Source organism: Meridianimarinicoccus sp. MJW13 (assembly GCF_014901205.1).
In the GTDB taxonomy this organism is placed as follows: Bacteria; Pseudomonadota; Alphaproteobacteria; order Rhodobacterales; family Rhodobacteraceae; genus Meridianimarinicoccus.
The window spans coordinates 267,056-292,561 of record NZ_JACNMU010000006.1; the positions used below are offsets into that span (position 1 = coordinate 267,056).

The window sequence follows — 25,506 nt, forward strand, 5'->3', positions numbered from 1 at the left end:
TCCATAGCGCACACAAACTGTACACGAATTGGGGCGGTCCAGCCCCCCGAGCACGAAGAGAGGTGAGCGGCGATGATAGAGCATTGCTGAACTACAGCAGCTTGAGAAAGCCCGTCAACATGGTCCGCACAAAGTCGCATTCGACGATCTGTTACTTTGTACTTTCGGTTCGTCCCGCCAACATAGCATTAGCTTCACTGTTTCATGCCGATCGCAGTTTGAACAATGACAGCAAATGCTTGGGTACAGCTTTCCGGCATGGGATCACCGTTCGGGATTGCCAGAAACCACGCGGGAACCGGATACAGGTCCGTAGAACTGCCTGTCGTACCTATATGCGTCAGCCAGGCTTCGGCCCATGCAATCTGCATCTGCTCGGCCAGCAGCTCGGCCCGTTTGACCTGGTCGCGCAGTATTTCCTTGGTCACATACGGCATGTCGGAGCGGGGCGGTTTGAGGGCGCGGCGAATATGGCGCAGTGGCAGCACGGTCATTTCGCGCCAGCCTTGCATTTCGGCCCGTAATTCGGCTCCTTCTGCCTCGCACAGAGACATGCCAAGCATCGACCATGCGTAAAGCACGATGACAAGCTCAACGATGTCTGCGTCCAGTCGATCCTGTAGCGTAAGGCATGCCTCAGCCACGCCGGGGCGTCCGTAAAAATCAAGCGCGAAAGCCCATGCGGGGTTTTCCAGATCAAGAGCCACTGTCTGTTCCATTTCAGGTGCCTGACTGGTCTTGCATCTCGGTCTTGATACCCTGCCAACGTGGCATCCCGCCCATGTCGATCCCGAACAGGTCCAGCGCGCGACCGATGGAATAATCCACCATCTCGTTCAATGTCGCGGGCTTGGTGTAGAAGGCCGGCACTGGCGGCATGATGATCGCGCCCATTTCGGTGATCGAGGTCATGGTGCGCAAATGCCCCAGATGCAGCGGCGTTTCGCGCAGCATCAGAACCAGCCGCCGCCGTTCCTTGAGAACGACATCGGCCGCACGGCTGATCAGCGTATCGGTGGTCCCGGCCGCAATTTCCGACATCGTGCGGACGGAACAGGGCGCAATCAGCATGCCAAGCGTGTGGAACGACCCGCTGGCGATCGTGGCACCGATGTCGCGGGTATTGTGAACGACGCTTGCCCGTGCCTCCAGCTCGGCCGGGCGCATGTCCAGTTCCTGCGCGAGGGTGAGATGCGCGGATTTCGTCACCACAAGATGCGTTTCCACACCGAGCCGACGCAGATGATCCAGCGCCCGCAGCCCATAGATCGCGCCCGAGGCCCCGCTGATGCCGATGATGATACGCGGCGGATGATCGGTCACAGGCTTCATTTTGTGTCGAACCAGTCTGCCAGATCAATATCATTGGCCATGCGGATGGTCTTGCGCAGAAATTCCTCTTCGCGGCCCCAGGGTTTAGTGGCATCGACCAGGAGGCGGCCCCAATGGTCTTTTTGTTCGTCACGGTAGAATGACGGCGTTTCGGGAATGATCATCATGTCCTTGTCCGGACGGCAGCGGGTCAGCGTGGCCCACATAACATCATCCATATCGTAGATGTCCACATCCGCGTCGACGACGGTGATCACCTTGGCCCAGATCGGCTCCGCGCCGATGGTGGCCAGCATGACCTGCCGCGCGTGACCTTCGAACTGCGGATCAATCTGGACAATCGCATGATTAACGAAAGGCTGACAGGTGACGTTCAGGATCCCCGGCAGGGCGGCGCTGAGGCGCTGGAAGATATTGGCGGAGACCGACAATTCCAGCGTCAGAACCTCCTCTTCCGAGCCGCACAGGATGCTGTGGAACAGTGCATCAGGGCGGACATTGACGCCCAGAACCTCGAACACGGCATTGGGGGCTTCGGGCACGTAATAGCCCATGAATTCGCCGAACGGCCCTTCGAGACGGCGTTCATTGGGCAAGAAGCGGCCTTCGATGACGATCTCGGTCTCGGCGGGCACCTCCAGGTCGATATGCTTGCATTTGCGCATCGGCATCGGCTCACCTTTGAGACGTGCCGCAACCTCCAGTTCATCGGCGTCATAGGCCAGCGGAGCCGCTGCGGTCAGGAAAGAGGTGGCCGGTGCCCCGATCAGCATCGCGGCCTCCAGGTATTCGCCCTTTGCCTCGGCTTTCTCGTGATAGATCGTCAGGTGGTGGCGCGGGGCCAGTCGGCAGCGCAATTCCTCGTCATTGATATACATGCTCCGGTGATAGGACAGGTTGCCCACGCCGGTATCGGGGTCTTTGGCGATGAACATGGCGGATGTGAAATAGGCCCCGCCATCGCGGTCCGAATAGGTGATGAGCGGCAGGTCGGACATTTTCACGTCGATCCGCTCTTCCTCCTCTGCCTTTACAAAGGGCGTACCACTGCCCTGCCCCAGATTGGCCAGATTGCTCCACTGTCGGCAAAAATCATTCGCGTCGATGCCGATGACCTCTGCCAGGCGTTCGCGCGAGCCATAGACATTGGTGACAACCGGGAATTTCGTACCTTTCACATTGGTGAACAGAATCGGTTTGCCCCATTTCTTCATCGCGTTATGCGTGACGGCGGCCAATTCGTGGAACGGATCAACCTCCTTGTCGACAACCATCAGGTCTCCGCGGGCGCGCAGGCGTTCGACAAACTCTCTCATGGCTATCTCCTTGACGGGTTCGACCTGCGCGACGGCGGCGTCATCACAGATGCATTGTTTGTGGCTTCATGGGCACTGGAGAGGCGATAACGGTCCCCAGGGTATAGAAATCGGCTCCGGGTCACCGGGGTGTCGTCATGCCAAGTCTGGCGGTTGATCAGCAGGCAGGGATGCGCGGCGTCGATCTGCAGCAGTTGTTGGGCCTCTTCGTCGGGGCGAATGGCGCGGATCGTGTTGTCGACAAAGCTGACCTTGGTTTCGCGCAGTAGATAGGCATGGGTCGTGATGCGGGTGAAATCCTGCGAGATGTAGTCAGGGGCCAACGCGGCATTGATGAAACGGTCCTCGATCTGGATCGGGGTGCGGTCCTCCATATGCAGGATCCGCGAATAATAGACCGTTCCGCCATTGACCGGCAGAAGATTGTAGCGCGGGTCATCCGGCTCCAGGGCGCAGAGCGTGACGATCTCGCTCGAATGCACGCCGCCATTGTTTTCAATCTCTTCCGAGACATCCTCGATGCCGAAGACGGCACATTGCATCCTGGGGCCGACCACGAATGTGCCCCGCCCGCGCACCCGCACAAGCACGCCCTCCGATTGCAACTCGCGCAGGGCGCGGCGCACGGTCAGATGCGAGACGTTGAATTCCTCAGAGAGCGCCTCTTCGCTCGGAACCTTGAAATCGGCATGCCAGTCGCGGCTCTCGATTCGGTCCTCGATGGCGGATTTGATCTGGCTGTATAGCGGTTTTGGCTCGGCAGTCACTGTTTGGCCCCTATAATAATATCATTACTCGACTGATACCTCAGCAAAATTTGCCTGTCCATACGCATGAACCTTTGCTTTCCAAAGTTTATCACCCAAAAATCGCCGTTGACAAGTCATATAACAATATCATTAGCTACTCCAACAGATGCAATGCGTCGACTTAATGGCGATGACATAACGGAGCCCGGCCAAAGCCATTGGGATCCGAACCAAGTTTGAAAGGGTAGAAGATGACCGAAGCCGGGGGCCTTACGAAGCTTCAGATGTATATTGGCGGCGAGTGGGTCGCACCTTCGGGGGGCGACTATATCGAATCGGTCAACCCGTTCACCGCGCAACCCTGGGCGCTGGTGCCGCGCGGCAATGCGCAGGATGCAGATCGCGCAATCCTTGCCGCCGATGAGGCGTTTCGCAACGGTCCCTGGGGGCGGATGCATGCATCTGACCGGGGCGCGATCATCCACCGACTTGGTGCCCTGATTGAGAAACACGCCGATGAGCTGGCCGAGATCGAGGTGCGCGACAATGGCCGCCTCTTGGCCGAGATGCGCCATCAGATCGCATATGTCGCAAAGTGGTATTACTACTACGCCGGGCTGGCCGACAAGATTGAAGGCACGGTCCATCCCTGCGACAAGCCTGCCCTGAGCTATTCGAAACACGAGCCTCTGGGCGTCTGCGTGGGCATCGTGCCCTGGAACGCGCCGTTGCTATTGTTCTCGCTCAAGGCCGCCCCGGCCCTGGCGGCTGGCAACACGATCGTCATGAAACCTGCGGAAACCACCTCGGCCACCGCGCTCAAGCTGATGGAACTGGTCGAGGCCGCGGGTTTTCCGCCCGGTGTCGTCAACGTCGTGACCGGCTATGGCAAGGAAGTGGGCGAGCCGCTGGCCACCCATCCCAAGACCCGGCATATCGGCTTTACCGGCTCGACCGCGACGGGTGCCCATCTGGGAATGCTGGCCGCGCGCGACATCAAGCGGGTCAGCCTGGAACTGGGCGGCAAATCCCCCAATATCGTCTTTGCGGATGCGGATCTGGACAATGCCGTGCGCGGTGTCGTTGGCGGCATTTTCGGGGCCACTGGCCAGACCTGCATCGCGGGCTCGCGCCTGTTGGTGCAGCGCGAAGTGCATGATGAATTCGTCGAGAAGCTGGCCGCCTTCACCAAGGCCGCGCGTGTCGGCGATCCTTGCAACCCCGCGACCCAGATCGGCCCGATGGCCAACCAGATGCAGTATCAGCGGGTGCTGGACTATATCGAGGTTGCCAGGAACGAGGGGGCCAAGCTGGCCCTGGGCGGCAAACACCCCGAGATCGAGGAATGCGCCACCGGCTATTTCATCGAACCCACGATCTTTACCGGCGTCACCAACAACATGCGGATCGCCCGCGAAGAGGTGTTCGGGCCGGTCCTGTCCACGATCGTCTTCGATGATGCCGAAGAGGCCATCGCCATCGCCAATGACAGCGAGTTTGGCCTCGCCGCCGGGGTCTGGACCTCGGATATGCGCCTCGCGCTGAAAATGTCGGACCGGCTGGAGGCGGGAAGTGTCTGGATCAATACCTACCGCGACATTTCCTACACCACCCCCTTTGGCGGCTACAAGAAAAGCGGCCTGGGCCGGGAAAACGGCGTCGAGGGTATCCGCGAATATCTGCAGACCAAGGCGGTCTGGATCTCCACCGCCAAGGAAATCGCAAACCCGTTTGTCATCGGATGAAAAGGACCGAGCGGCGCGCGTTCTGTGTCGCCCCGACATAACGACTTTACCGGCCCGAAACAGTCGAAAACCAAAGGGCCAAAAAGACCACCATGGAGGAGAAACAAAATGACTATCAAGAAGCATGGGGCGCGCCGCGCCTGCCTGACCGGAACATCGGCCCTTGCATTGGGTCTGATGATCAGTGCCGGATCTGCCACTGCCGAAGGTGCCGCGGACCTCTTGCCGCAGGAATACCGGGATGCGGGCGTCATCCAGCTTGTGACCGACGCGCAATATCCACCCTTCCAATATATCAATGACGAAGGCGAAATGGTCGGGTTCGAGGTCGATCTCTGGGATGCGATTGCCGAACGCCTTGGCGTCGAGATGGAGGTCACATCGGTGTCCTTCGATTCGATGATCCCCGGCGTCCAGTCCGGCCGGTGGGACATTGCTATGGAGGGCATCACGGACAACCCGGTGCGCCGCGAAGTCGTGAGTTTCGTCAATTACGGCTACACGACCTCTTCAGCCTATGTGCTGGAGGAAAACTCCAAGGGTATCGAGGATCACCTTGACCTGTGCGGGATGAATGGCGCGGCCCAGAGCGGCACCGAATGGGTCGACATGATCGCCGAAACACTGTCGGATGCCTGCGTGACGGATGGTCAGGAACCGATGACCGTCTCCGAATACGGCACCGGCAATGACGTGCTGCTGTCCCTCTATTCTGGCCGGACCGATTTCGTCCTGACCTCGGCGGCCTCGGCGCGCGAGATCATGAACAATGCACCGCGCCCGGTCAGCGTTGTCGCCGTCGACATCCTGCCACGCCAGCCAAGCGGCATCGCGTTCCGCCCTGACGAGATGGATCTGGGCGAAGCGATCCTCGAAGCCCTGCGCGAGGTTATGGCCGATGGCACCTATGAGGCCATCTATACCGAATGGGACGTAACGCCGATGATGATGACGCATGAGCCCGGCATCAACTCGGCCACCATTCCCTCCAACTGAAGCTACCACGCGGGTCCGGCAGGGTTGCCTGCCGGACCTCACCCTGCCCGTTTGCCCCGGAGCGATCATGGACGTGTCCTCACCCAGCCCTGCCCCATCCAATGAAAACCAGACCGACCAGCCGCCGCTACTGACCTATGTTCCCATCCGCGGCTATGGCCGCAAGGCTGCCGCAATTGTACTGGCCGCCATTTTGCTGTCTTTTCTGGTTTCGATTGCGGGCAACGACAATTTCGGCTGGCCCGTCGTCGGCCAGTATCTGTTCGATGACCGCATCATGTCCGGGCTGTTCCTGACCTCCTGGCTGACTGTGGTCACGATGGTGATCGGGGTCGTTCTGGGAACCATCCTGGCGATCATGGCGATGTCGACGAATAACGTCATCTCCTTTGTCGCCAATACCTATCTGTGGTTCTTTCGCGGCACGCCGGTCCTGGTTCAGCTGATCTTCTGGTATAATCTGGCGGCCCTGTTTCCGGACCTGTCCATCGGCATTCCCTTCACCTCGCTATGGGTGTCCATCGACACGAATGTCGCGATCACCCCCGTCATGGCCGCCATCCTCGGCCTGGGCTTGAATGAGGGGGCCTATATGTCCGAGATCATCCGCAGCGGGCTGATGTCAGTCGATTCCGGCCAGCGCCAGGCGGCAAAGTCGCTTGGCATGACCAATGGCAAATCGCTCTGGCGGATCGTGATTCCGCAGGCCATGCCGATTATCATCCCACCGACCGGCAACCAGACCATCGGGATGCTCAAGACATCCTCGCTGGTCAGCGTCATCGCGCTGTCCGATCTGCTCTATTCGGCGCAGACGATCTATTCGCGCAATTTTCAGACCATCCCGCTCCTGATCGTTGCCTGTATCTGGTATCTGACCGCAACCTCGATCCTAACCGCGATCCAGTCCCGGATCGAACGCCATTACGGGCGGTCCTTGCTGCAAACCGATGCGCCCGTGCGCTGGCGTCTTTTCCGCTCATCCTAGGGGGATCCATCCATGTCAGATCCGATGGTCGTGTTTGACCGTGTATCCAAGAGCTACGGCGCGCTGGAGGTTCTCAAGGGGATCAACCTGGAGGTCGCGCCCGGCGAGGTGCTCAGCCTGATCGGCCCCTCGGGTTCCGGCAAATCCACGCTGCTGCGCTGCGTAAATCATCTGGAACGCATAGATAGCGGAGCCATCACCGTAGATGGCGAATTGATCGGCTATCGGCAGGTCGGAAATCTGGCCTATGAGCTGCCCGAGAAACTGATCGCCAGACAGCGCGCCCGGATCGCCATGGTGTTCCAGAATTTCAACCTCTTTGGCCATATGACGGTGCTGGAAAACGTGATCGAGGCCCCAACACAGGTTCTGGGAGTGCCGCGCCGCCATGCAGAGGAACATGCCGCCGCCATCCTTGAGCGTGTCGGCTTGGGCGACAAGCTGACCAGCTATCCGCGCATGTTGTCGGGCGGCCAGCAGCAGCGCGTCGCCATCGCACGGGCGCTGGCGATGAAACCCAAACTGATCCTCTTCGACGAACCCACCAGCGCCCTTGACCCCGAACTGGTCGGCGAAGTGCTGGACGTGATGCGCGCCCTTGCCGAAGAAGGCATGACGATGATGGTCGTCACCCACGAGATGGCCTTTGCCCGCGATGTCTGTCACCGGGTCGCATTCATGGATGGCGGCAAGATCGTGGAATGCGGCCCGCCCGGAGAGGTGCTTGCCAACCCCTCGCATGAGCGGACCCGCACCTTCCTGTCCAAGGTCAACTAGGGCCGTGGCGGCGTCAGGGGCTTCATGAAACCGGTCAACGACACAGAGCATTGGGATGTGATCATCGTGGGGGGCGGCATCATGGGATGCTCTGCCGCCTATTACATGTCGAGGGCCGGGCTTCGCGTGCTACTGTTTGAACGCGACACGCCTGGTTCTGCGCAATCGGGCCGCAATCTGGGCTTTGTCCGTCAACAGGCGCGCGATTTCAGGGAGGTTCCGCTTGCCATGGGCGCAATACGGCTGTGGCAGGATCTGGAGCGGGATCTGGACCGCAAACTGGGCTGGTACCAAGGCGGAAACATCGTGCTGGCCCTGTCCGAGGACGACATCGCACAGCAATTTGCCTGGCAGAAGGAAGCGCAGGGATACGGGCTGGACACGCAGATATTGAGCGCGGCGCAGGTGGCGGGGAAACTGCCGGGCCTCGCACCGGGTTCGAATGTGTTGGGGGCCATGTTCACAGCATCGGACGGCCGCGCAGAACCTGCTCAGGCGACGCGCGCATTTCTGGACGCCGCCGTTGAACATGGCGCAGAGGTGATCCTGGGGCAGCGCGTGTCAAAGCTGGAGACGGCGGCCGGAGCCATCACCGGGGTCAGGTGCGCAGGTCGGCTTTACCGCGCAAAAACGGTTATCTGCGCAGCCGGGGCGAAGAGCGCCGCTTTGCTCAGGTCACTTGGCATCGTGCTCCCGCAGGAGATTATTCGCGCCACAGTGGCCAAGACCGAACCGCTGGTCGTTCCGTTTCCGCATTGCGTGTCGTGCCCCATGACCGGGATCCGGCAAGCCGCCGACGGATCGCTGCATCTTTCAGTGGCAGGCGGCGAATATGACGTGCGGATGGATTCCGTTCGCTATGCCCGCTGGTATATGAAAGTCAGGAAAGAGCAGCCCGAGGCCTCGCGCATCAATTATCTTTCCCCCCTGCGAGGCATCCTGTCACGCGGTGCGCCGCCGCCTCTGGCCGATATCCCGCCGACGAGCGATTGCGTGCCACCGAACCCGACCCGCATTGAACAGGCGCTCACTGAAACGACCGATTTCTTTCCCGCATTCTCCAACTTGCGGGTTCGCGCAAGTTGGGCAGGCTACATAGACACATTGCCTGATATGATCCCCGCCATCGGGCCGGTATCGACAACCGGCGGCCTGCTGGTCGCCACCGGCTTCAGCGGCCACGGTTTCGGCCTGGGACCAATGGTGGGCAGGGTGCTGTCGCAGTTGATACAAGGCAAACAACCCGGTGCCGATATCAGTCAGTTCTCGCCCGAGCGGTTTGGGTGAATAGCGGGCACTCCCGCCCTCAGGCAGATACGTCGTAAAGTTGTGCCTGAGCCTGTGCGGCGAGGCCTTCTTCCCTATCTCGGCAAAGGCGCAGGCCACCCCAAGGGCGCGGTTGAATTGCTGCGTCGAGATTGGATCGACCAAGGTGCCGCCGGGAAAAGCCAGCCATCGGACCGGACCTCGCGATAGTCGTCGCGCATGACCTCCAGCAAACTCGGCGAAAGCGTCAGGTGGCGGTCCTTTCGGTCCTTGTCCTAATCGACGTGGATCAGCATCCGACCGCTGTGGATTTCGCCGACCTTCAAATGAGTGACTTAGCGCGCCGGCTGAGCGCCGCCACATGTCACGCTGAAAACGGCCCGGTATTGCACCCTACCCGAGGCCGACCGTCAACTCACTGAATCCCTGATCGTCGCGCCGTGGGACAAATGGCCATGTTTCGTTGCAGGCTTTGTGAGGCCCGTAAGTCATTTTGGTTCCAATGCGCTGCAAATTGACCAAGTTCGCGCAATCGCCAAACACCCGAAAGAGCGCGACATAGGGCGATCTTGTGTTGCACACATAGTGCACACGACGTCCCTCAACCTATTGAATCCAATTGTGAGCCTGCCCAATCCATCATAGGCGCGACGGACAATCTGGCGTGTTGGCTTAGGTCCATGTCTTGCATCATCTGTCAGCGGGCGGCGACGGCCGCGACGCCATGATGCCTCCTGGTTGGCGCTTCTGCCACGGCTCTTTGCATAAATTTGCCAGATACGAAAGCCGTCTTCCCCGCCAGCACCGGCATGCGTTTTGACGGTTCATGTCGACCCGTGGCACCCGAAGAAAAAGTGGCGCGGGTCCGCCGACCCACGCCACAAACTCGTTACATCCACCACGGCAGCGCCGGTTCAGCCCTTACGGGTTCAGCAAGGCCGGCAAGGTCAGGGACACGGCTGGAACGAAAGTAATCAGCATCAGAGCCACGAGGATCGCGATGTAGAACGGCCAGATCGTGCGGACCGCCTGTTCCATCGGCAGCTTGCCGACCGCACAGCCCACGAACAGACATGATCCGACCGGCGGTGTGCACAGCCCAAGCCCGAGGTTGACCAAGAGGATCATGCCGAACTGGTAGGGATCGACGCCCATGCTGACAGCAACCGGCAGGAAGATCGGCGTACAGATCAGGATCAGCGCCGCCATGTCCATGATCATCCCGAGCACCAGAAGTGCGATGTTGATCATCAGCAGGATGAGGATGGGATTGTCCGTCAATGCGGTCAGCAGGTCGATGGTCTTGTCCGGCACCCGGTAGAAGGTCAGCATATAGGCAAAGGCCCCGGCACAGGCGATCAGGATCATCACCATCGAGGTCGTCCGCACCGATTGCGCAACCGCCGTGCGGAAGTTGGTCCACGTGATGCTGCGATAGACCAGAAGCGTGACGAGGAACGCGTAGATGGCGCCGAAGGCACCCGACTCGGTCACGGTGAACACCCCCGACAGCACGCCGCCGACGATGATCACGGCGGTCAACAGGCCCGGAAGCGCCCCGAGGAAGGCCATCATGAGCGCGGCCCAACCGGGGAATTTCTCGGCCTGATAGCCGCGTTTCACGGCAACGATATAGGCCGCCGCCGCCAGGCAGCAGCACATCAGGACTCCGGGAACAACACCGGTGAGGAACAGTTTGGAGATCGAGATGCCGCCGCCCGCTGCAATGGCGTAGATGATCATGTTGTGGCTGGGCGGGATGATGATGCCGGCGATCGACGAGGTCACGGTCACATTGACCGCGTAGTCCGCATCATACCCCTTTTCCTTCATCACCGGCACAAGGATAGACCCAAGCGCCGAGATGTCGGCCACGGCAGAGCCGGAGATGCCGCCGAACAACATCGACGAGAAGACGTTGACGATGCCCAGGCCGCCACGAACCGCACCGACGGCGGCAGAGGCAAACTTCACCAGCCGCATGGCAATGCCGCCGTGGAACATCAGCTCACCGGCGAAAATGAAGAAGGGGATCGCCATCAGCGAGAAGACGTTGATGCCCGAGATGATCCGCTGAAAACCGATCATCAGCGGCAAGCCTTCGAAGGCAAAGGCCGCAAGCGCAGAGATGCCAAGCGCGAAGGCGACCGGAAGGCCGATCACGACGCAAAGGGCGAACAGGCCGAGAAGAAGGAAAAGTCCCATTGCGGTGCCTTATTGTATGGTGTCGGTGCGCGGGTCACGCCCCAGCGCAAGGCGCGCCAGATGTGCCAGAGCAAACAACATGATGAGGCCGCCACCGATGGTCAGCGGAAGCGATCTGAGGCCTTCAGGAAGCTGGATGAGCGGGATCATGGATCCCCATTTGAATGCGGTGAGCTTGGCACCGTAGATCAGCATCAGCAGACCGAAGCCGGCCATGAGCGCATCGGTCAACACAACGAACACGGTGCGCATCCAGCGCGGGACATAGGTACGGAAGGCAACGACCGCCAGGTGCGTGTTTTCATGCACCCCGACGGCTGCGCCCAGAAAGGCGATGACCATCGTCAGCAGCAAGGCGGCCTGTTCGACCCATGTGGGGGTGGCATTCAGCACATAGCGGCCAAAAACCAGCCAGCCGAAGATCACCGTCAGGACCACGAGCGAGGTGCCCGTGATGATCCGGCAAATCAGGGCAATGGTATCGAGCAGTTTCTCAATCGGCCGCAGAAAATCGCCAGCCGACGAATGGGCGTTCGGATCGCTCATGATGTGTCCCCCAAGTGATGACGGCCCCGCGGGTGTCCCGCGGGGCCGCACATGTCAGCGCAGGTTTACTCGGTAGACTGGATCAACTCGACCAGCGGGCGCAGATCGGGATTGTCCGCAAGATAGGCCTCATAGACCGGCACCATGGCTTCCTGGAAGGGGCCCTTGTCGGCGATCTCGTTGGTGACGACACCGGCCTCTTCCACCAACTTGCGGCTGGAGGCTTCGCGTGCGGCCCAAAGCTCCTGCTGCAGAGCCGCCGATTCCATCGCCGCCTCTTTCACCGCGACTTTCATCTCGTCCGACAGGCCGTTGTAGACATCGGCATTCATGCAGACACATTCCGGGATGATCAGGTGCTGGCTGAGCGAGTAGTAGCCCGCCACCTCGTAGTGGCCGGTGGACTCGTAGGACGGCCAGTTGTTTTCGGCCCCGTCCACAACACCGGTCTTGAGCGACTGGTAGACTTCCGCGAAGGCCATCGGCGACGGGTTGCCGCCCAGTTCAGCGATCATGCCGGAATACAGGTCGTTGTTCATGACCCGCACCTTCATGCCCGTCACATCCTCGGGCACATTGATCGGCTTCTGGCCGTTGTAGAACGACCGCGCACCGGCGTCGTACCACGCCAGCGGCACAAGACCCTTGGCGGCCATGCCCTCGGCAATGGCCTGCCCGCCTTCCCCGTTCAGAACGCGGAACATGTGCGGTACGTCCTTGAAGATAAACGGCAAGGACACGACATTTGCCTCGGCCGCGATCGGTCCGATGGGGCCGAGGTTGAAGTTGGCAACCTCCAGCGCACCCAGGCGCACCTGCTCGATGGCGTCGGACTGGCTGCCCAGTGTGCCACCGTGGAACATCTGCAGGGTGATTTCGCCATCGGTCTTCTCGGCAAGAAGTTCGGCGAACTTGTCCATTGCAACGGTGTTCGGGTATCCATCAACGTGGATATTCCAGCCGCGCCAGTTGTCTGCCATCGCGGCAGAGCCCAGCAAGGTTACAGCGGCAACCGCCCCGACGATTGATGCGCCAAGTTTTTGATACATGAGATCCTCCCTTTTTTGACCAATGACGTTTGACCTGAACGAACAAATGCGCTGACACTAAGTCAGTTCGACACTCCCCCGCGCCAAGCCATCGTCAGCACGTCCTCCAACGTGCGGATGCCCTATAGGCTACTAGCATATCAGTTCTGTCAAGTGGAAATCTTTCGGACGGTGAGAAAGCCAGTAAGGGTCAGCTTTCCTGCTGTTTGAAGACCGTTCCGGGATTGCCCTCGACTGCGGGTGATTCTAGTATACTAGTCGTCCTTATGTCAATTCGGGAGATCCACGCATGAACGAAGCACTGAAAGTTCTGGTTCATGGGACCGGATTCGCGGGTGCGGGTCATGCCGAGGCCTTCCGCGCCGCGGGTGCCAAAATTGTCGGTATCGTCGAACGCACGCAAACCGTCGTCGAGGACGTCGCCCGCAAACTGGACATCCCCTATGCCGGTACCGATTGGGAAGCCGCATTGGAAGAGTGCACCCCCGATATCGTGTCCATCGCCACGCCGGGCGGCGCGCACTATGACCCCATCAAGCAAGCCATCGCGCAGGGTTGTCACGTGTTCTGCGACAAGCCGATGACCACCACGGGCGCCACAGCGCAGGAGCTTCATGAGCTCGCGCAAGCCAGGGGCGTCAAGACGGCCTTTGCCGCAAGTTTCCGTTACACCGCCAGCGTGCAACACGCCAAACGCCTTGTCGCCGAAGGCGCGATCGGCGAGCCAACCGAGGTCGAGTGCATCTCGCATTTCAATCTGGAACGCGAGATTCCCTTCGGCTGGTCGCACCGTGCCGAAGATGGCGGCGGACGCCTGAACAACAACTTTACCCACACGCTATCCATCGTTACGGCGGTGGTCGGCGACAAGATCACCCGCATTGCCGGGGACGTGCGCGACGACCTGATCCGCGCGCCGATTGTCGACGGCGTGCATAATTTCGCCACCCGCCGCGACTTCATCCCGAAGGATCTGGACGACCCCAAGCTGCAATGGGGCGAAAGCAACGTCGAATGGTCCTACACCGTCATGGCCCGGATCGACAGCGGCCTGGCGGAACGCCCCGTGTCGGTTCTGTTCAAGCACGGGGGATTGGTGCCCCGGTTTCACAAGGATCACATCGTGTTCTATGGCACCAGGGGCGCGATCTATCTGGAAGGCCATTACGGCAGCGGGCAGCTTCATCACTATGGCGCGGACAAGACCTGGACCGCCCTGCCCCTGCCCGCCGATATTGCCGATGCCGTGCCCGATGTGGCCGGCGAAACCGAACAATGCTGGCATGTCCTGGCCCGCGATTTCGTTGGTGACATTCGGGGCGACGTGGTCGACCCCTACCCCACCTTTGCCGAGGGCAGCCAGTATCAGCAGATCATTGATCTGATCCGCACCAGCGACACCTGGATCGATGCGCCCGATCTGACCTGAAAAGGACAAACCTGTGAAAATCACCGATGCAAATGTCTTTGTTGGCGGACCGAAGAAGAACTATGTCACCTTGAAGATCATGACCGATCAGGGGGTCTACGGGTTAGGCGATGCCACGCTGAACAACCGCGAAACGCTGCCCGCGAAATACCTGAAAGACTACCTGATCCCAAACCTGATCGGGATGGATCCGCGCAACAGCGAGGACATCTGGCAATTCCTCTATCGCGGGGCCTATTTCCGGGGCGGCCCGATCGCGATGGCCGCTTTTGGGGCCATCGACATGGCGCTGTGGGACATCAAAGGGAAGTTGGCGAACATGCCACTGTACCAGCTTTTCGGCGGGAAAAGCCGTGACGGCGCGATGGTCTATGCCCATGCCACCGGCGCCGATCTGGAAGACCTGATGGACTCCATCGCCCAGTATGTCGAAGAGGGCTACAAGGCGATCCGCGTCCAATGCGGCATCCCCGGCATGCCCACGGCCAGCTATGCGGTGCCGGAAAAAAAGGGCGACACGAAGAACTATATCACCGACTACACTGGCATCCGACCCAAGGTCGAGATCTGGGACACCGACAAATACATGCGCTACATGCCCGGCGCGCTGGCCGAGATTCGCGACCGTTTCGGGCCGGACATCCATATCCTGCACGACGTTCATCACCGGCTGCTGCCGCGTGAGGCCGCGGAATTCGCCAAGGCCGTGGAGCCCGTGCGCCTGTTCTGGATGGAAGATCCGACCCCGGCCGAGAATCAGGACGCGCTGCGGCTGATCCGTCAGCATTCGACCACGCCCATCGCCATCGGCGAGGTGTTCAACTCGATCTGGGACTGCAACAAGCTGATCGAGAACGAGTTGATCGATTACATCCGCCTGGCCGCGACCTATGTCGGCGGCATCACGCCGCTGAAGCGAATCGTCGATCTGGCGGGCCTGCACAACGTGCGCACCGGGTTTCACGGCGCGCCCAGCCACTCGCCCATTTCCATGGCCGCCCAGCATCACCTGAATGCCTGGGCCCCGAATTTCGGCGTGCAGGAATACCTGGTGCTGGGCACCCCCGAATGCGACGCGCTGTTCCCGTCAGAGCATCGGATGGAGAACGGCATGGTGTATGTCAGCGACGCGCCGGGCTTGGGCGTGGATTTCGACGAGGCCGAGGCCGCGCGCTACACCTACACGCCGGGCAGTCACCCGGTCGTGCGGCTGGAAGACGGGACCATGTGGAACTATTGAAACCGGTAGACTGCTGCCGAAGTCGTCGGCCTCAGGACGCCTGCGACGGCGCGCGATGCCCATGGCACAGATGAGGCCGTGATCATTTCGGCCTCACCCTGACCGGCCCCAAATCACGCCGCCAGTTCCGCCCGTTTCCAGTCCCCTTTCAGCAGCCGCCTGTGGAACGCCGGGAACTTGACCAGTTCCTCCAACAACAGGATCGACAGCACCCAGAAGACAGGCACCTGAAAATACAGGACCGCGATCGCCGTGGCCGGGACGCGGAACAGCCATTGTGACCAGATGAAAACATGCATGACATAGATCGTGTCGCCACTGGCCCGCAGCGTGTTGCCGCAAATGGCGTTCGAACATTTGGGAAACGGCAGGATCACCAGGATCGGCAGGAAGCTCAGCAAATAGGCGCGGGTCTCGACGCTCAGATCTGCATAGATCACGCCCGCCGACAGACACACGCCACTGTAGACCAGTGCAACGCAGGCCGCCGCCACGAAGGCGCCGCGCCAGGCGCTGCCAAGGAACCGGTCCAGCACCGCCTCGGGCTGCCGTTGACCCAGAAGCTGGGCCACGATGATGCCCGACGCCTGCGCCCATTGCATCCCGATGGTGCCCGCAACCATGATCCACGGCGCGATGATCGTCATGGCCGCGAATTCGTTCAGGCTCATCCTGGCGTAGATCAGGGTGCAGAACTGGGCGGCGAAAGTCGCGCTGAAGAAGGTCGCGGCGATGGGCAGGGAAAAGGCAAGGTGTCGTTTGATTGTTGCGTTGAGTGTTCCATTGCGCCAACCGACGACGTGGCGCAGCGGACCATCAAGGCGGACCAGCCGCCAGACCAGGAACCCGACCTGCACGCACACCGCGATGGCGCTGCCCATCGCCGCCCCAGTCACGCCGAACGCCGGCAGGCCGAAAAGGCCGTGGATCAGCACGATGCTGGCCGCCACATTGATGGGAAGAGACAGGCAGAAGCTGTAGAGTGGCAGCTTGGTCCGGCCACAGCCATTGAAGAAGCTCGACAGGCACTGCCCCACCGCCTCCCCCAGGATGACCAGCGAGAAGACCGCGAGATAGTTGATCGCCAACCCGGCCACCTCGGCCGTGGGGGCCATTGCGTCAAGGAGCCTGCCCCCGAACAGCGAGATCACCAGCAAGCCAATGCTGCCGACCGCAAGGCTGATCGCCATGCCCGCAACCAGCACCGATTTCAGGAATACGGGATCATTGGTGCCATAGGCCTGAGCCGTGCGGATCTGCATCGCGTTCGAAAACGCCAGGATCCCGCCCAGCACGAACCCCGCGATTGCGGCGGCCAGCCCCATGGCGGCCAGTGCGGTTTCGCCAAGGGACGACACCAGATAGGCGTCGATCACCACCGTCCCGTGCAGGATGATGGCTTTCAGCGTCATCGGCCAGGCCAGATGGAAGACATTGCGCGCCCCAAAGCCCGGGATCGTCGACGTGTCATGCGTGGATTTGGGTGTCATGAATGTCCATCACTGGCAGGCCCGTTGGGGAACTCCCCCACGGACGCCTTGCCGAGTTCGCGGCCCACTGGGGCCGACGCGTGATTACTCGTCCACAGGTTCGAAGTAGTTGGCGTTGGTTTCGGTGATCCGGCGGATGGTGTCATCCAGCCGCGACAGGTGCAGTACCCCTGCCTCGATCGCCCGCGCGGCGTCATGGGCTTTGACGGCCTCGGCAATGGCGCGATGGTCCGCCACCAGTTCGGGCATGCGATCCTCTTTCGACAGGCTCAACATGCAAAGACGGTCGACTTTGGCCTTCTCTAGAAGGATCACGTCGAACACGAAATCTGCCTTGGCGATGTTGCACAGCTTGCGGTGAAACTCGTAGTCGAGCGCACCGAAGCTTTCGACGTCGCGCTTCTCGATGGCGACCTCCTGTTCGGCCAGCGCTGCGTCCAGTTCGGCCGCGTTGATGGCGTTGCAATACTCCGACGCGCGCCGCAGCACCTCCTTCTCGACCGAGGCCCTGACGAAGCGGGATTTTTCGATCTCGCGCATGGAAAAACGCTTCACTTCGGTGGCGCGCTGCGGACGGATCAGCAACAGATCAAGGTTCGCCAGACGACTGAAGGCATCGCGCACGGGCTGCCGCGAGACACCGAATTGTGCCGCGATATCCGCCTCGGAAATCTTGTCGCCGGGCCGCAGCTGCAACGACAGGATCTCGTCGTGCAGATAGTCGAAAATATCGTCGACGCTGGTCCGCCGAACGCCAAGCTGGGTTGCCTGAGCCATGGTGTCCACCTTCCTGAAACTCGTCTCTCTGCCACGGTTCATTCGCGGCTTTCTGAATGATCTACAGCAATTCGAACTAGTATACCAGCATAATTACTAGTATACCAGTTTTCACCGAGCGCCGAATCAAGCGCGTGACCGCGTTGTGTCACGGGAGAAGGCGCAGATAGTGGGGAGGGAACATGTCCGGCGTCAGTCTTAAGGGCATCATAAAGGCCTACGGTGCGGTTCAGGTGGTCCACGGGATCGACCTGGAAGTTCAGGAAAAGGAATTCGTCGTCCTTGTCGGCCCATCGGGCTGCGGCAAGTCGACAACGCTGCGCATGATCGCAGGGCTCGAAGAGATCTCGGACGGGGAACTGACAATCGACGGTCGCTTCGTGAACCGGGTTGCCCCCAAGGATCGCGACGTGGCGATGGTGTTCCAGAACTACGCGCTTTATCCCCATCTGAACGTGGCGGACAACATCGCCTTCGGGCTGCGCATCCGCAAGGAAAGCAAGGAAACCATCGCCTCTTCGGTGGACGAGGTCGGGGAAATCCTTGGCCTGACCCCCTATCTGGATCGCCGCCCGGCCGACCTGTCCGGCGGCCAGCGTCAGCGTGTTGCCATGGGGCGTGCCATCGTCCGGCGGCCCAAGGTCTTCCTGTTCGACGAGCCGCTGTCCAACCTTGATGCCAAGCTGCGCACCCAGATGCGCGCCGAAATCAAGCGGTTGCACAAGCGGCTGGGCGTGACCTCGATCTATGTGACCCACGACCAGGTCGAAGCCATGACACTCGCCGACCGGATCGTTGTCATGCATGACGGGCGCATCGAACAGGTCGGCACGCCGATGGACCTGTTCCTGAATCCGGCCAACACCTTCGTCGCCTCCTTCCTTGGCTCGCCGCCGATGAACATGGTCAAGGCCACGATTGTGGCCGGGGATCAGGGGCCCGTCGCCGAGTTCGACGGCCAAAGCCTGCCGCTGGCGCAAATTCCCGCGCTTCAGAATTCGGTGGGCAAGGCCGTGACCCTGGGCATTCGCCCCGAGTTCGTGACCGTCGCAGCATCCGGCACGCCCGGCTGCGTCAATGTCGATGTGGACCTGGTAGAGACCCTCGGCTCGGAGGCGCTGATTCACGCCAGCCTGCAGGGCGACCCCTTTGTCATCCGGACCGAGACCCTGGGCCACCTGGGCATGCTGGGCGACATTTCCGGCTTCACCATCGAACCGGACCTGATCCGCGTCTTTGACGCCGAAAGCGGCGCGGCGCTGCCTGGTCAGGGGACGAAGACATGAGCAGCGATCCGAATTTCACCGGCCCGCGCACCGAGGGTCTCGTCACCGAGGCCAAAGAGGCGCTGCGCCGCCGCAAGCCCGGCCGCATCGAACGCGTGGGCGATCATCTGAAGCGAGAATGGCAGCTCTACCTGTTGCTGATCCCGACAATCTTGTGGCTGCTGGTCTTCCTCTACAAGCCGATGTACGGGCTGCAGATCGCCTTCAAGGACTACAGCGTCTTCCGCGGCCTCGCAGCCAGCCCCTGGGTCGGCTTCGAACACTTCCAGACCCTTTTCGGGAACGACCAGTTCCTGCGGGCCCTGCGCAACACCATCTACATCAGCATGCTGAGCCTGATCTTCGGCTTTCCCATGCCGATCATCCTGGCGGTGATGTTCAACGAAATCCTGCACCAGACCTTCAAGAAGACGGCGCAGACCATCGTCTACCTGCCGCACTTCATCAGTTCGGTGATCATCGCGGGCATCGTCATCACCGCCTTCTCGCCCTCGGCGGGGATCGTGAACACGGTGATGGGATGGTTCGGGCTGGAACCGATCTACTTCCTGACCAAATCCGAATGGTTCCGTCCGATCTTTGTCGGCACCTCGATCTGGCAAGAAGCCGGGTTCCAATCCATCGTCTACCTTGCCGCGATCGCGGGCATCTCTCCCACACTGTATGAATCCGCAGTCGTGGACGGCGCCAGCCGCTGGCAAATGGTCTGGAAGATCACCGTGCCATCGATCCTGCCGACCATCATCATCATGCTGATCATCCGCATCGGCAACATGCTGGAAGTCAGCTTCGAGATGATCATCCTGCTCTACCAGCCTGCGACCTACGAGACGGCGGATGTGGTGAACACCTTCATATACCGGCAGGGCATCCAGGGAGGACAATACGATCTGGCCGGTGCCGCAGGACTGTTCAACGCCGTGGTCGCCTTCGTTCTGGTGATGACTGCAAACACCATTTCCAAGCGCTATTCGCGCACGTCGCTGTGGTGAGGAGGCCAGACCAATGCTGAACATGAACCTCTATTCGCGTGGCGACAAACTGTTCGTCGTCACCAACATGGTCCTGATCGGACTGTTCACGATCTCGACGCTCTATCCGTTCATCTACATCGCGTCACTGTCGATGAGCACAGGCTTCGAAGCCCGCGCCGGCAATGTGACCCTGACCCCGGTCGGGTTCACGCTGGAAGCCTACAAGCAGGTGCTGAGCGAGCCGTTGTTCTGGAGTTCGTACAAGAACACCTTCATCTACACCATCGGCGGCACCCTGATGAGCCTCGCGTTCATCATCCCCGGCGCCTATGCCCTGTCGCGGCCGCAACTGTACGGTCGGCGGTTCTGGAACCTGATGGTGGCCTTCACCATGTGGTTCCACGCCGGGATGATCCCCTTCTTCCTGAACATGCGCGACCTGGGTCTGCTGGACAGCTACTTCGGGATCATCATTGGCTTCGCGGTCAACGGCTTCAACATCATCCTGCTGCGCAACTTCTTCGAAGGCATCCCGCAGAGCTTTGAAGAAGCCGCCCGGATGGATGGCGCCAACGAATTCCAGGTGCTGTGGAAGGTCTATGTGCCGCTGTCGAAACCGGCCATCGCAACCGTCGCGCTGTTCTGCATCGTGTCGCGCTGGAACGGCTTCTTCTGGGCCATGGTGCTGCTGCAGGATGAAGAGAAAATTCCGCTGCAGGTCTATCTGCGCAAGGTCATCGCCGAACTGTCCGATGACGAGGAATTCGCAACATCGCTGCTGTCTGCCGCCTATTCGTTCGAAACGGTCAGCGCCGCGATCATCGTCTGCTCGATCATCCCGATCCTGCTGATCTACCCCTTCCTTCAGAAGTACTTCAGCAAGGGCATCCTGCTGGGTGGGGTGAAGGAATAACCAGAAAACATCGCATTAAGGGAGGACTCCATGCGAACGTTCAAACTGTCACTCGCCATCCTTGGCACCACCGCCTTGACGGCACCGGTCTTCGCCGATGATCAATTGCCCATCGTCGACAAACCGCTGGAACTGACGATCCACATGCACTGGCCGCGTGCCCAGGGCTATGGGCCCGGTGGCGACACCAACACGCTCTACCCGGTCGAAGTGGTTGCGCGCGAGCGGACCAACATCCACCTCGTTGACGAAACCTCTGGCCGCAACACGACCGACAACAACGAGGCGATGAACCTGCTTCTGGCCAAAGGCGACCTGCCCGACATCGTTGGCGGCAACCTGATCCGGCAGCCGGTCAACCAGTACGGCCCCGAAGGCGCCTTCCTGCCGCTGAACGAGCTGGTGGATGAGCATGCGCCCAACATCAAGAAGTTCTGGGAAGAGCATCCGGGCCTGAAGGAAGCGATCTCGGCCTATGACGGCAACTACTACTACATCCCCTACCTGCCGGATGGCAAATACGGTCGCGCTTGGTTCATCCGTCAAGACTGGCTAGATGCGCTTGGTCTTCAGCAACCGCAGAATGTCGATGAACTCTACGACGTCATGGTGGCCTTCCGCGATCAGGACCCGAACGGCAACGGTGAAAAGGACGAAGTTCCGTATTTTGCCCGCGACTGGGAAGAAGTGAACCGTCTGCTGACGCTGTGGGATGCCCGTTCGTCCGGGTCGGACATATACCATGACTTTTACGTCACCGATGACGGCCAGATCGCGCACCCCTATGCGCAGGACGCTTATCGCGAGGGGATTGCGAACATCGCGAAATGGTACGAAGAAGGCCTGATCGACGCCGAGATCTTCACTCGCGGATCGTCCTCACGCGACTTCCTGCTGGGCGAGAACCTGGGCGGCGTGACCCATGACTGGTTCGCATCGACCAGCGGCTACAACGCAGCACTGGCCGACAAGATCGAAGGCTTCAACTTCATCCCGTTCCTGCCGCCGGCATCGGTGGGTGGGGTGCGGATGGAAGAGCACCGCCGTATTCCGATCAAGCCGGACGGCTGGGCAATTTCCTACACCAACGAGCACCCGGTCGAGACCATCAAGTATTTCGACTTCTGGTTCTCCGAGGAAGGCGCGCTGCTGGCCAACTTCGGTGTCGAAGGCAAGACCTGGGACATGGTGGATGGCGAGCCGATCTACAAACCCGAAGTGCTGAACTCCGCCACGCCGGTGAACAGCCAGATGTATCTGGAAGGGGCGCAGGTCTATCGCGGCTACCCGCAGGACTACCGCTATGAATGGCAGTGGACCTCGCCGGCGGCCCGCGAAGGCATCGAGCTTTACGATACCGAAGACCTGCTGGTCGACCAGTTCCTGGGCGTTGCCTTCAACAAGGATGAACAGGCGGTCTACGACAAGTACTGGCCGTCGATCCGGACTTACATGCTGGAGCGCAACCAGGCGTGGATCCTTGGCAGCGGCGACGTCAATGCGGATTGGGATGCCTACATCTCGACCCTCGAAAAGCTGGGCTACCAGAAGGTTCTGGACGTCATGAACTCGGCCTATGCACGCCAGTACGGCTGATCTGTCCACCTGACATCGACGCGTGGCCGGATTTGGCTGGCCACGCGCACCCCCTCATTCAATCCTCTGACACGCAAGGACCTCTTCCATGCTCGCCACCACGCATCCCAAGCTCGACGAACCCAAGGCGGGCCGGTTGACGATCCAATACGCCCCGACGTCGGACACAGACGTTGCGGAAAATCCGCCGCGCTTTACATGGCTGCCGGTGATCGAGGACGAGGCGCACTACGTGCTGCGCATTTCGCAGGACGCAAAATTCCCCGCCAAGGAAACCCGGGTCTTTGCCAATATCCCGGTGAACTTCTTCACCCCCGATGTCGCCTTTGCGCCGGGAGAGTATCATTGGTCCTATGCGGTCTGCGACGCGGCCGGAAAGCCCGTCACCGGCTGGAGCACCACCCGCAGCTTCACGCTTGCCGAAGGCCTGCCCGAAACACCCCTGCCCGCGCGGGCCACGCGATTTGCGGCCTCCACCACCGCGCATCCGCGGCTCTGGATGACGCCGGAACGCCTGGTCGAGTTCCGCAAGGCCGTCGAGGCCGATCCGAACCATTGCACCTGGTCCACCTTCTATGAGGGGTCCGTCCTGCCGTGGATGGATCGCGAGGTGATGAAAGAGCCTGCGGGCTATCCCAACCACACGCGGACGGCCCCGGTCTGGCGTCAGACCTATATCGACCTTCAGGAACTGTGGTACGCCATCCGGCACCTGGCCATCGGCGGCACGGTCACCAATGATGCCGCGATGCTGGACCGCGCCAAGGCATGGCTGCTGGAGGCCGCAAGCTGGGATCCCATGGGGGTCACCTCGCGCGCCTATACCGACGAATGGGCCTACCGCGTGAACAACGCGCTCGCCTGGGGCTATGACTGGCTTTACGACCACATGGACGAAGACGAGCGCAAGATCGTACGCGCCGCCCTGCTGGAACGGACCCGCGACATTGCCGAACACGCGATCCTGAACGCCAAGATCCACCTGTTCCCCTATGACAGCCACGCGGTGCGCTCGGTCTCGCTGACGCTGGTGCCGGCCTGTATTGCGCTTCTGGGAGATGACGAGGATAACGAGGCCCGCGCGTGGCTGGATTACTGCGTCGAGTTTCTGTTCACCGTCTACACCCCGTGGGGCGACAAGGATGGCGGCTGGGCCGAAGGCACGAACTACTGGATGATGGGCATCGCCTATCTGATCGATGCCGCCAACCGTCTGAAATCCTTTTCCGGGATCGACATCTACAAGCGGCCCTTCTTCCAGAAGACCGGGGATTTCCCGCTGTTCTGCAAGGCCCCGAACACGCGCCGCGCCACCTTTGGCGACGACAGCACGCAAGGCGACCTGCCCGCCATCAAGACCGGGCTGAACATGCGCCAGTTTGCAGGCGTCACGGGCAACGGCGCCTACCAATGGTATTGCGACGAGAACCTGCGCCTGAACCCGGGCACCGAGATGGCCTTCTATAACTGGGGCTGGTGGGACACGCGCTTTGACGAGATGGTTTACCGCACGGATTTCCCCTTTGTCGAAGCCACCCCCCCCGAAAGCGGCATGCGTCATTTCGAAGGCATCGGCTGGGTCGGGATTCAGCACGCGATGGACGATCCCGACCAGCATGTGCAGTTCGTGTTCAAGTCCAGCAAGTTCGGCTCGATCAGTCACAGCCACGGCGATCAGAACGCTTTCTGCATGGCTGCCTATGGCGAGGATCTGGCGATCCAGTCTGGTTATTACGTGGCCTTCAACTCGTCCATGCATCGCACCTGGCGGCGCCAGACGCGGTCCAAGAATGCCATCCTGATCAATGGCAAGGGCCAATACGCTGACAAGGACAAGGCCATGGCGATGGCCGCGACCGGCCGGATCATCACCGCCGAGGAACGCGACGATCATATCTATATCAAGGGCGACGCGACCCCGGCCTATCGCACCCTGTCGCCCGAGGTGACGCTGGCCGAGCGCGAGGTCTATTTCGTCCGCAACTCGTACTTCGTCATCGTCGACAGCGTCGATGCGGAGACGCCGGTCTCGGTCGACTGGCTGCTGCACGCCAACGCCCCCTACGATCTGGGCAAGACCTCGTTCCGCTACACCGGCGAACGCGCGGGCTTTTACGGCCAGGTCATCTGGTCCGAGGCTGGCAAGCCGCAACTGACGCAGGAAACCGGCTTTCCGGGCGTCAATCCGGCGGATTACGAAGGGCTGCCGGTCAGCACCTGCCTGCATGCGCAGTACCCCGAAGCCACCCGGCACCGCATCGCAACCTTGCTGGTGCCCTACAAGCTGAGCGCGCCGAAGCGGATCTTCCACTTCCTCGACGATCAGGGCTACGACGCCGACCTCTACTTCAGCGACCCGGAAGAAAACACCTTCCGCGTCGTGATGAAGAAATTCGCCAAGACCTGACGCACCCCGAAACAGGGGCGCGCGGGCCACCACCCCCGCCCCACCGCAATGCACGACACGGAGACCGACAATGACCGTAAAGAACCTGTTTCCCGGCGCTGAAAACAAGCTGTTCGACGCCGGAGGCGGGCTGACACGAAAGGTCGCCGCCTTCAACGACAACCTGATGATCGTCGAGGTGCACTTCGAGACCGGCACGGTGGCAGCGCGTCACAGCCATCCGCACGAACAGATCACCTATGTCATTTCGGGCAAGTTCGAGTTCACCGTCGGCGATGAGACCTATGTCATTTCCGCCGGCGACTCCCTGTACAAGCAACCCGATATCGTCCACGGGGCGACCTGTCTTGAAGCGGGCACACTGCTCGATGTCTTCACGCCGCATCGCGAAGATTTTCTCTGAACCAACAATCACAAAGAACAGA

General features: G+C 60.6%; 22 protein-coding genes. 13 read left to right on the top strand and 9 right to left on the bottom strand.

The features are described 5' to 3' along the window. Positions 1 to 194: 194 nt before the first annotated feature. The 4 genes from H8B03_RS12895 to H8B03_RS12910 are packed head-to-tail and all read right to left on the bottom strand — an operon-like array spanning position 195 to position 3,415. Positions 195 to 707 (bottom strand): TIGR02444 family protein, encoded by a 513-nt coding sequence (locus H8B03_RS12895; protein WP_193142278.1) that lies wholly within the window; start codon positions 705 to 707, stop codon positions 195 to 197. Positions 708 to 720: 13 nt separating this feature from the next. Then, the gene (locus H8B03_RS12900) at positions 721 to 1,332 is read right to left on the bottom strand and encodes a UbiX family flavin prenyltransferase (RefSeq protein WP_193142279.1); all 612 of its coding nucleotides are present in this window, start codon (positions 1,330 to 1,332) and stop codon (positions 721 to 723) included. Continuing rightward, entirely contained in the window at positions 1,329 to 2,648 is a 1,320-nt protein-coding gene (locus H8B03_RS12905) for a UbiD family decarboxylase (protein WP_193142280.1), read from the bottom strand. The genes H8B03_RS12900 and H8B03_RS12905 overlap by 4 nt, the downstream gene beginning before the upstream one ends. Before the next feature lie 2 nt (positions 2,649 to 2,650). Beyond that, positions 2,651 to 3,415 (bottom strand): UTRA domain-containing protein, encoded by a 765-nt coding sequence (locus H8B03_RS12910; protein WP_193142281.1) that lies wholly within the window; start codon positions 3,413 to 3,415, stop codon positions 2,651 to 2,653. Positions 3,416 to 3,648: 233 nt separating this feature from the next. Here H8B03_RS12910 and H8B03_RS12915 point away from each other — a divergent pair, with 233 nt between their 5' ends. From H8B03_RS12915 to H8B03_RS12935, 5 genes are all read left to right on the top strand, one after another. Then, on the top strand, positions 3,649 to 5,142 hold the full coding sequence (locus tag H8B03_RS12915) for an aldehyde dehydrogenase (protein ID WP_226925894.1): 1,494 nt from the start codon (positions 3,649 to 3,651) through the stop codon (positions 5,140 to 5,142). 108 nt (positions 5,143 to 5,250) lie between these two features. After that, positions 5,251 to 6,138 carry an ABC transporter substrate-binding protein gene (locus tag H8B03_RS12920; RefSeq protein ID WP_193142282.1) on the top strand — a complete coding sequence of 296 codons (888 nt, stop codon included), beginning with the start codon at positions 5,251 to 5,253 and terminating at the stop codon, positions 6,136 to 6,138. Further along, on the top strand, positions 6,098 to 7,126 hold the full coding sequence (locus tag H8B03_RS12925) for an amino acid ABC transporter permease (RefSeq protein WP_226925895.1): 1,029 nt from the start codon (positions 6,098 to 6,100) through the stop codon (positions 7,124 to 7,126). Before H8B03_RS12920 ends, H8B03_RS12925 begins: the two co-directional genes overlap by 41 nt. 12 nt (positions 7,127 to 7,138) lie before the next feature. Further along, the gene (locus H8B03_RS12930) at positions 7,139 to 7,903 is read left to right on the top strand and encodes an amino acid ABC transporter ATP-binding protein (RefSeq protein ID WP_319022480.1); all 765 of its coding nucleotides are present in this window, start codon (positions 7,139 to 7,141) and stop codon (positions 7,901 to 7,903) included. A 24-nt stretch (positions 7,904 to 7,927) separates the two neighbouring features. After that, positions 7,928 to 9,190, top strand: a complete 1,263-nt coding sequence (locus H8B03_RS12935; protein ID WP_193142283.1) for an FAD-binding oxidoreductase — start codon at positions 7,928 to 7,930, stop codon at positions 9,188 to 9,190. Positions 9,191 to 10,090: 900 nt separating this feature from the next. On the opposite strand, the gene H8B03_RS12940 is transcribed toward H8B03_RS12935, so the two are convergent. The 3 genes from H8B03_RS12940 to H8B03_RS12950 all read right to left on the bottom strand — a co-directional run bounded on the left by H8B03_RS12940 (position 10,091) and on the right by H8B03_RS12950 (position 12,969). Continuing rightward, positions 10,091 to 11,374, bottom strand: a complete 1,284-nt coding sequence (locus H8B03_RS12940; RefSeq protein WP_193142284.1) for a TRAP transporter large permease — start codon at positions 11,372 to 11,374, stop codon at positions 10,091 to 10,093. A 9-nt stretch (positions 11,375 to 11,383) separates the two neighbouring features. After that, complete coding sequence (locus H8B03_RS12945; RefSeq protein WP_193142285.1) at positions 11,384 to 11,920, bottom strand: TRAP transporter small permease; 537 nt, start codon at positions 11,918 to 11,920, stop codon at positions 11,384 to 11,386. A 65-nt stretch (positions 11,921 to 11,985) separates the two neighbouring features. Then, entirely contained in the window at positions 11,986 to 12,969 is a 984-nt protein-coding gene (locus tag H8B03_RS12950; RefSeq protein ID WP_193142286.1) for a TRAP transporter substrate-binding protein, read from the bottom strand. 289 nt (positions 12,970 to 13,258) lie between these two features. Here H8B03_RS12950 and H8B03_RS12955 point away from each other — a divergent pair, with 289 nt between their 5' ends. Both H8B03_RS12955 and manD read left to right on the top strand, forming a co-directional pair. Then, positions 13,259 to 14,398 (top strand): Gfo/Idh/MocA family protein, encoded by a 1,140-nt coding sequence (locus H8B03_RS12955; RefSeq protein WP_193142287.1) that lies wholly within the window; start codon positions 13,259 to 13,261, stop codon positions 14,396 to 14,398. Positions 14,399 to 14,411: 13 nt separating this feature from the next. After that, on the top strand, positions 14,412 to 15,638 hold the full coding sequence (gene manD / locus H8B03_RS12960; protein WP_193142288.1) for a D-mannonate dehydratase ManD: 1,227 nt from the start codon (positions 14,412 to 14,414) through the stop codon (positions 15,636 to 15,638). Positions 15,639 to 15,751: 113 nt separating this feature from the next. Here the strand turns inward: manD and H8B03_RS12965 are convergent, their stop codons facing one another. Next, positions 15,752 to 17,128 carry an MATE family efflux transporter gene (locus tag H8B03_RS12965; RefSeq protein ID WP_193142289.1) on the bottom strand — a complete coding sequence of 459 codons (1,377 nt, stop codon included), beginning with the start codon at positions 17,126 to 17,128 and terminating at the stop codon, positions 15,752 to 15,754. Positions 17,129 to 17,212: 84 nt separating this feature from the next. Then, entirely contained in the window at positions 17,213 to 17,905 is a 693-nt protein-coding gene (locus H8B03_RS12970; RefSeq protein ID WP_193142290.1) for a GntR family transcriptional regulator, read from the bottom strand. A gap of 182 nt (positions 17,906 to 18,087) precedes the next feature. On the opposite strand from H8B03_RS12970, the gene H8B03_RS12975 reads away from it, so the two are divergent. From H8B03_RS12975 to H8B03_RS13000, 6 genes are all read left to right on the top strand, one after another. Further along, on the top strand, positions 18,088 to 19,191 hold the full coding sequence (locus H8B03_RS12975; RefSeq protein ID WP_193142291.1) for an ABC transporter ATP-binding protein: 1,104 nt from the start codon (positions 18,088 to 18,090) through the stop codon (positions 19,189 to 19,191). Continuing rightward, complete coding sequence (locus H8B03_RS12980) at positions 19,188 to 20,183, top strand: sugar ABC transporter permease (RefSeq protein ID WP_193142292.1); 996 nt, start codon at positions 19,188 to 19,190, stop codon at positions 20,181 to 20,183. The genes H8B03_RS12975 and H8B03_RS12980 overlap by 4 nt, the downstream gene beginning before the upstream one ends. 13 nt (positions 20,184 to 20,196) lie before the next feature. Then, positions 20,197 to 21,078: a carbohydrate ABC transporter permease gene (locus H8B03_RS12985; protein WP_193142293.1), complete on the top strand. Its 882-nt coding sequence runs from the start codon at positions 20,197 to 20,199 to the stop codon at positions 21,076 to 21,078. A 30-nt stretch (positions 21,079 to 21,108) separates the two neighbouring features. Continuing rightward, positions 21,109 to 22,674: an extracellular solute-binding protein gene (locus H8B03_RS12990; RefSeq protein ID WP_226925896.1), complete on the top strand. Its 1,566-nt coding sequence runs from the start codon at positions 21,109 to 21,111 to the stop codon at positions 22,672 to 22,674. Between the two features lie 88 nt (positions 22,675 to 22,762). Further along, entirely contained in the window at positions 22,763 to 25,081 is a 2,319-nt protein-coding gene (locus tag H8B03_RS12995) for a DUF4962 domain-containing protein (protein WP_193142294.1), read from the top strand. Between the two features lie 70 nt (positions 25,082 to 25,151). After that, positions 25,152 to 25,484 (top strand): cupin domain-containing protein, encoded by a 333-nt coding sequence (locus H8B03_RS13000; RefSeq protein WP_193142295.1) that lies wholly within the window; start codon positions 25,152 to 25,154, stop codon positions 25,482 to 25,484. The last annotated feature ends 22 nt before the right edge of the window (positions 25,485 to 25,506 follow it).

What these genes read in the sequence shown, in the direction of transcription:
- H8B03_RS12900 (WP_193142279.1), bottom strand. Translation starts at nt 1,332, where the DNA reads ATGAAGCCTGTGACCGATCATCCGCCGCGTATCATCATCGGCATCAGC.
- H8B03_RS12905 (WP_193142280.1), bottom strand. Translation starts at nt 2,648, where the DNA reads ATGAGAGAGTTTGTCGAACGCCTGCGCGCCCGCGGAGACCTGATGGTT.
- H8B03_RS12915 (WP_226925894.1), top strand. Translation starts at nt 3,649, where the DNA reads ATGACCGAAGCCGGGGGCCTTACGAAGCTTCAGATGTATATTGGCGGC.
- H8B03_RS12920 (WP_193142282.1), top strand. Translation starts at nt 5,251, where the DNA reads ATGACTATCAAGAAGCATGGGGCGCGCCGCGCCTGCCTGACCGGAACA.
- H8B03_RS12925 (WP_226925895.1), top strand. Translation starts at nt 6,098, where the DNA reads ATGAGCCCGGCATCAACTCGGCCACCATTCCCTCCAACTGAAGCTACC.
- H8B03_RS12930 (WP_319022480.1), top strand. Translation starts at nt 7,139, where the DNA reads ATGTCAGATCCGATGGTCGTGTTTGACCGTGTATCCAAGAGCTACGGC.
- H8B03_RS12935 (WP_193142283.1), top strand. Translation starts at nt 7,928, where the DNA reads ATGAAACCGGTCAACGACACAGAGCATTGGGATGTGATCATCGTGGGG.
- H8B03_RS12940 (WP_193142284.1), bottom strand. Translation starts at nt 11,374, where the DNA reads ATGGGACTTTTCCTTCTTCTCGGCCTGTTCGCCCTTTGCGTCGTGATC.
- H8B03_RS12945 (WP_193142285.1), bottom strand. Translation starts at nt 11,920, where the DNA reads ATGAGCGATCCGAACGCCCATTCGTCGGCTGGCGATTTTCTGCGGCCG.
- H8B03_RS12950 (WP_193142286.1), bottom strand. Translation starts at nt 12,969, where the DNA reads ATGTATCAAAAACTTGGCGCATCAATCGTCGGGGCGGTTGCCGCTGTA.
- H8B03_RS12955 (WP_193142287.1), top strand. Translation starts at nt 13,259, where the DNA reads ATGAACGAAGCACTGAAAGTTCTGGTTCATGGGACCGGATTCGCGGGT.
- H8B03_RS12965 (WP_193142289.1), bottom strand. Translation starts at nt 17,128, where the DNA reads ATGACACCCAAATCCACGCATGACACGTCGACGATCCCGGGCTTTGGG.
- H8B03_RS12970 (WP_193142290.1), bottom strand. Translation starts at nt 17,905, where the DNA reads ATGGCTCAGGCAACCCAGCTTGGCGTTCGGCGGACCAGCGTCGACGAT.
- H8B03_RS12975 (WP_193142291.1), top strand. Translation starts at nt 18,088, where the DNA reads ATGTCCGGCGTCAGTCTTAAGGGCATCATAAAGGCCTACGGTGCGGTT.
- H8B03_RS12980 (WP_193142292.1), top strand. Translation starts at nt 19,188, where the DNA reads ATGAGCAGCGATCCGAATTTCACCGGCCCGCGCACCGAGGGTCTCGTC.
- H8B03_RS12985 (WP_193142293.1), top strand. Translation starts at nt 20,197, where the DNA reads ATGCTGAACATGAACCTCTATTCGCGTGGCGACAAACTGTTCGTCGTC.
- H8B03_RS12990 (WP_226925896.1), top strand. Translation starts at nt 21,109, where the DNA reads ATGCGAACGTTCAAACTGTCACTCGCCATCCTTGGCACCACCGCCTTG.
- H8B03_RS12995 (WP_193142294.1), top strand. Translation starts at nt 22,763, where the DNA reads ATGCTCGCCACCACGCATCCCAAGCTCGACGAACCCAAGGCGGGCCGG.
- H8B03_RS13000 (WP_193142295.1), top strand. Translation starts at nt 25,152, where the DNA reads ATGACCGTAAAGAACCTGTTTCCCGGCGCTGAAAACAAGCTGTTCGAC.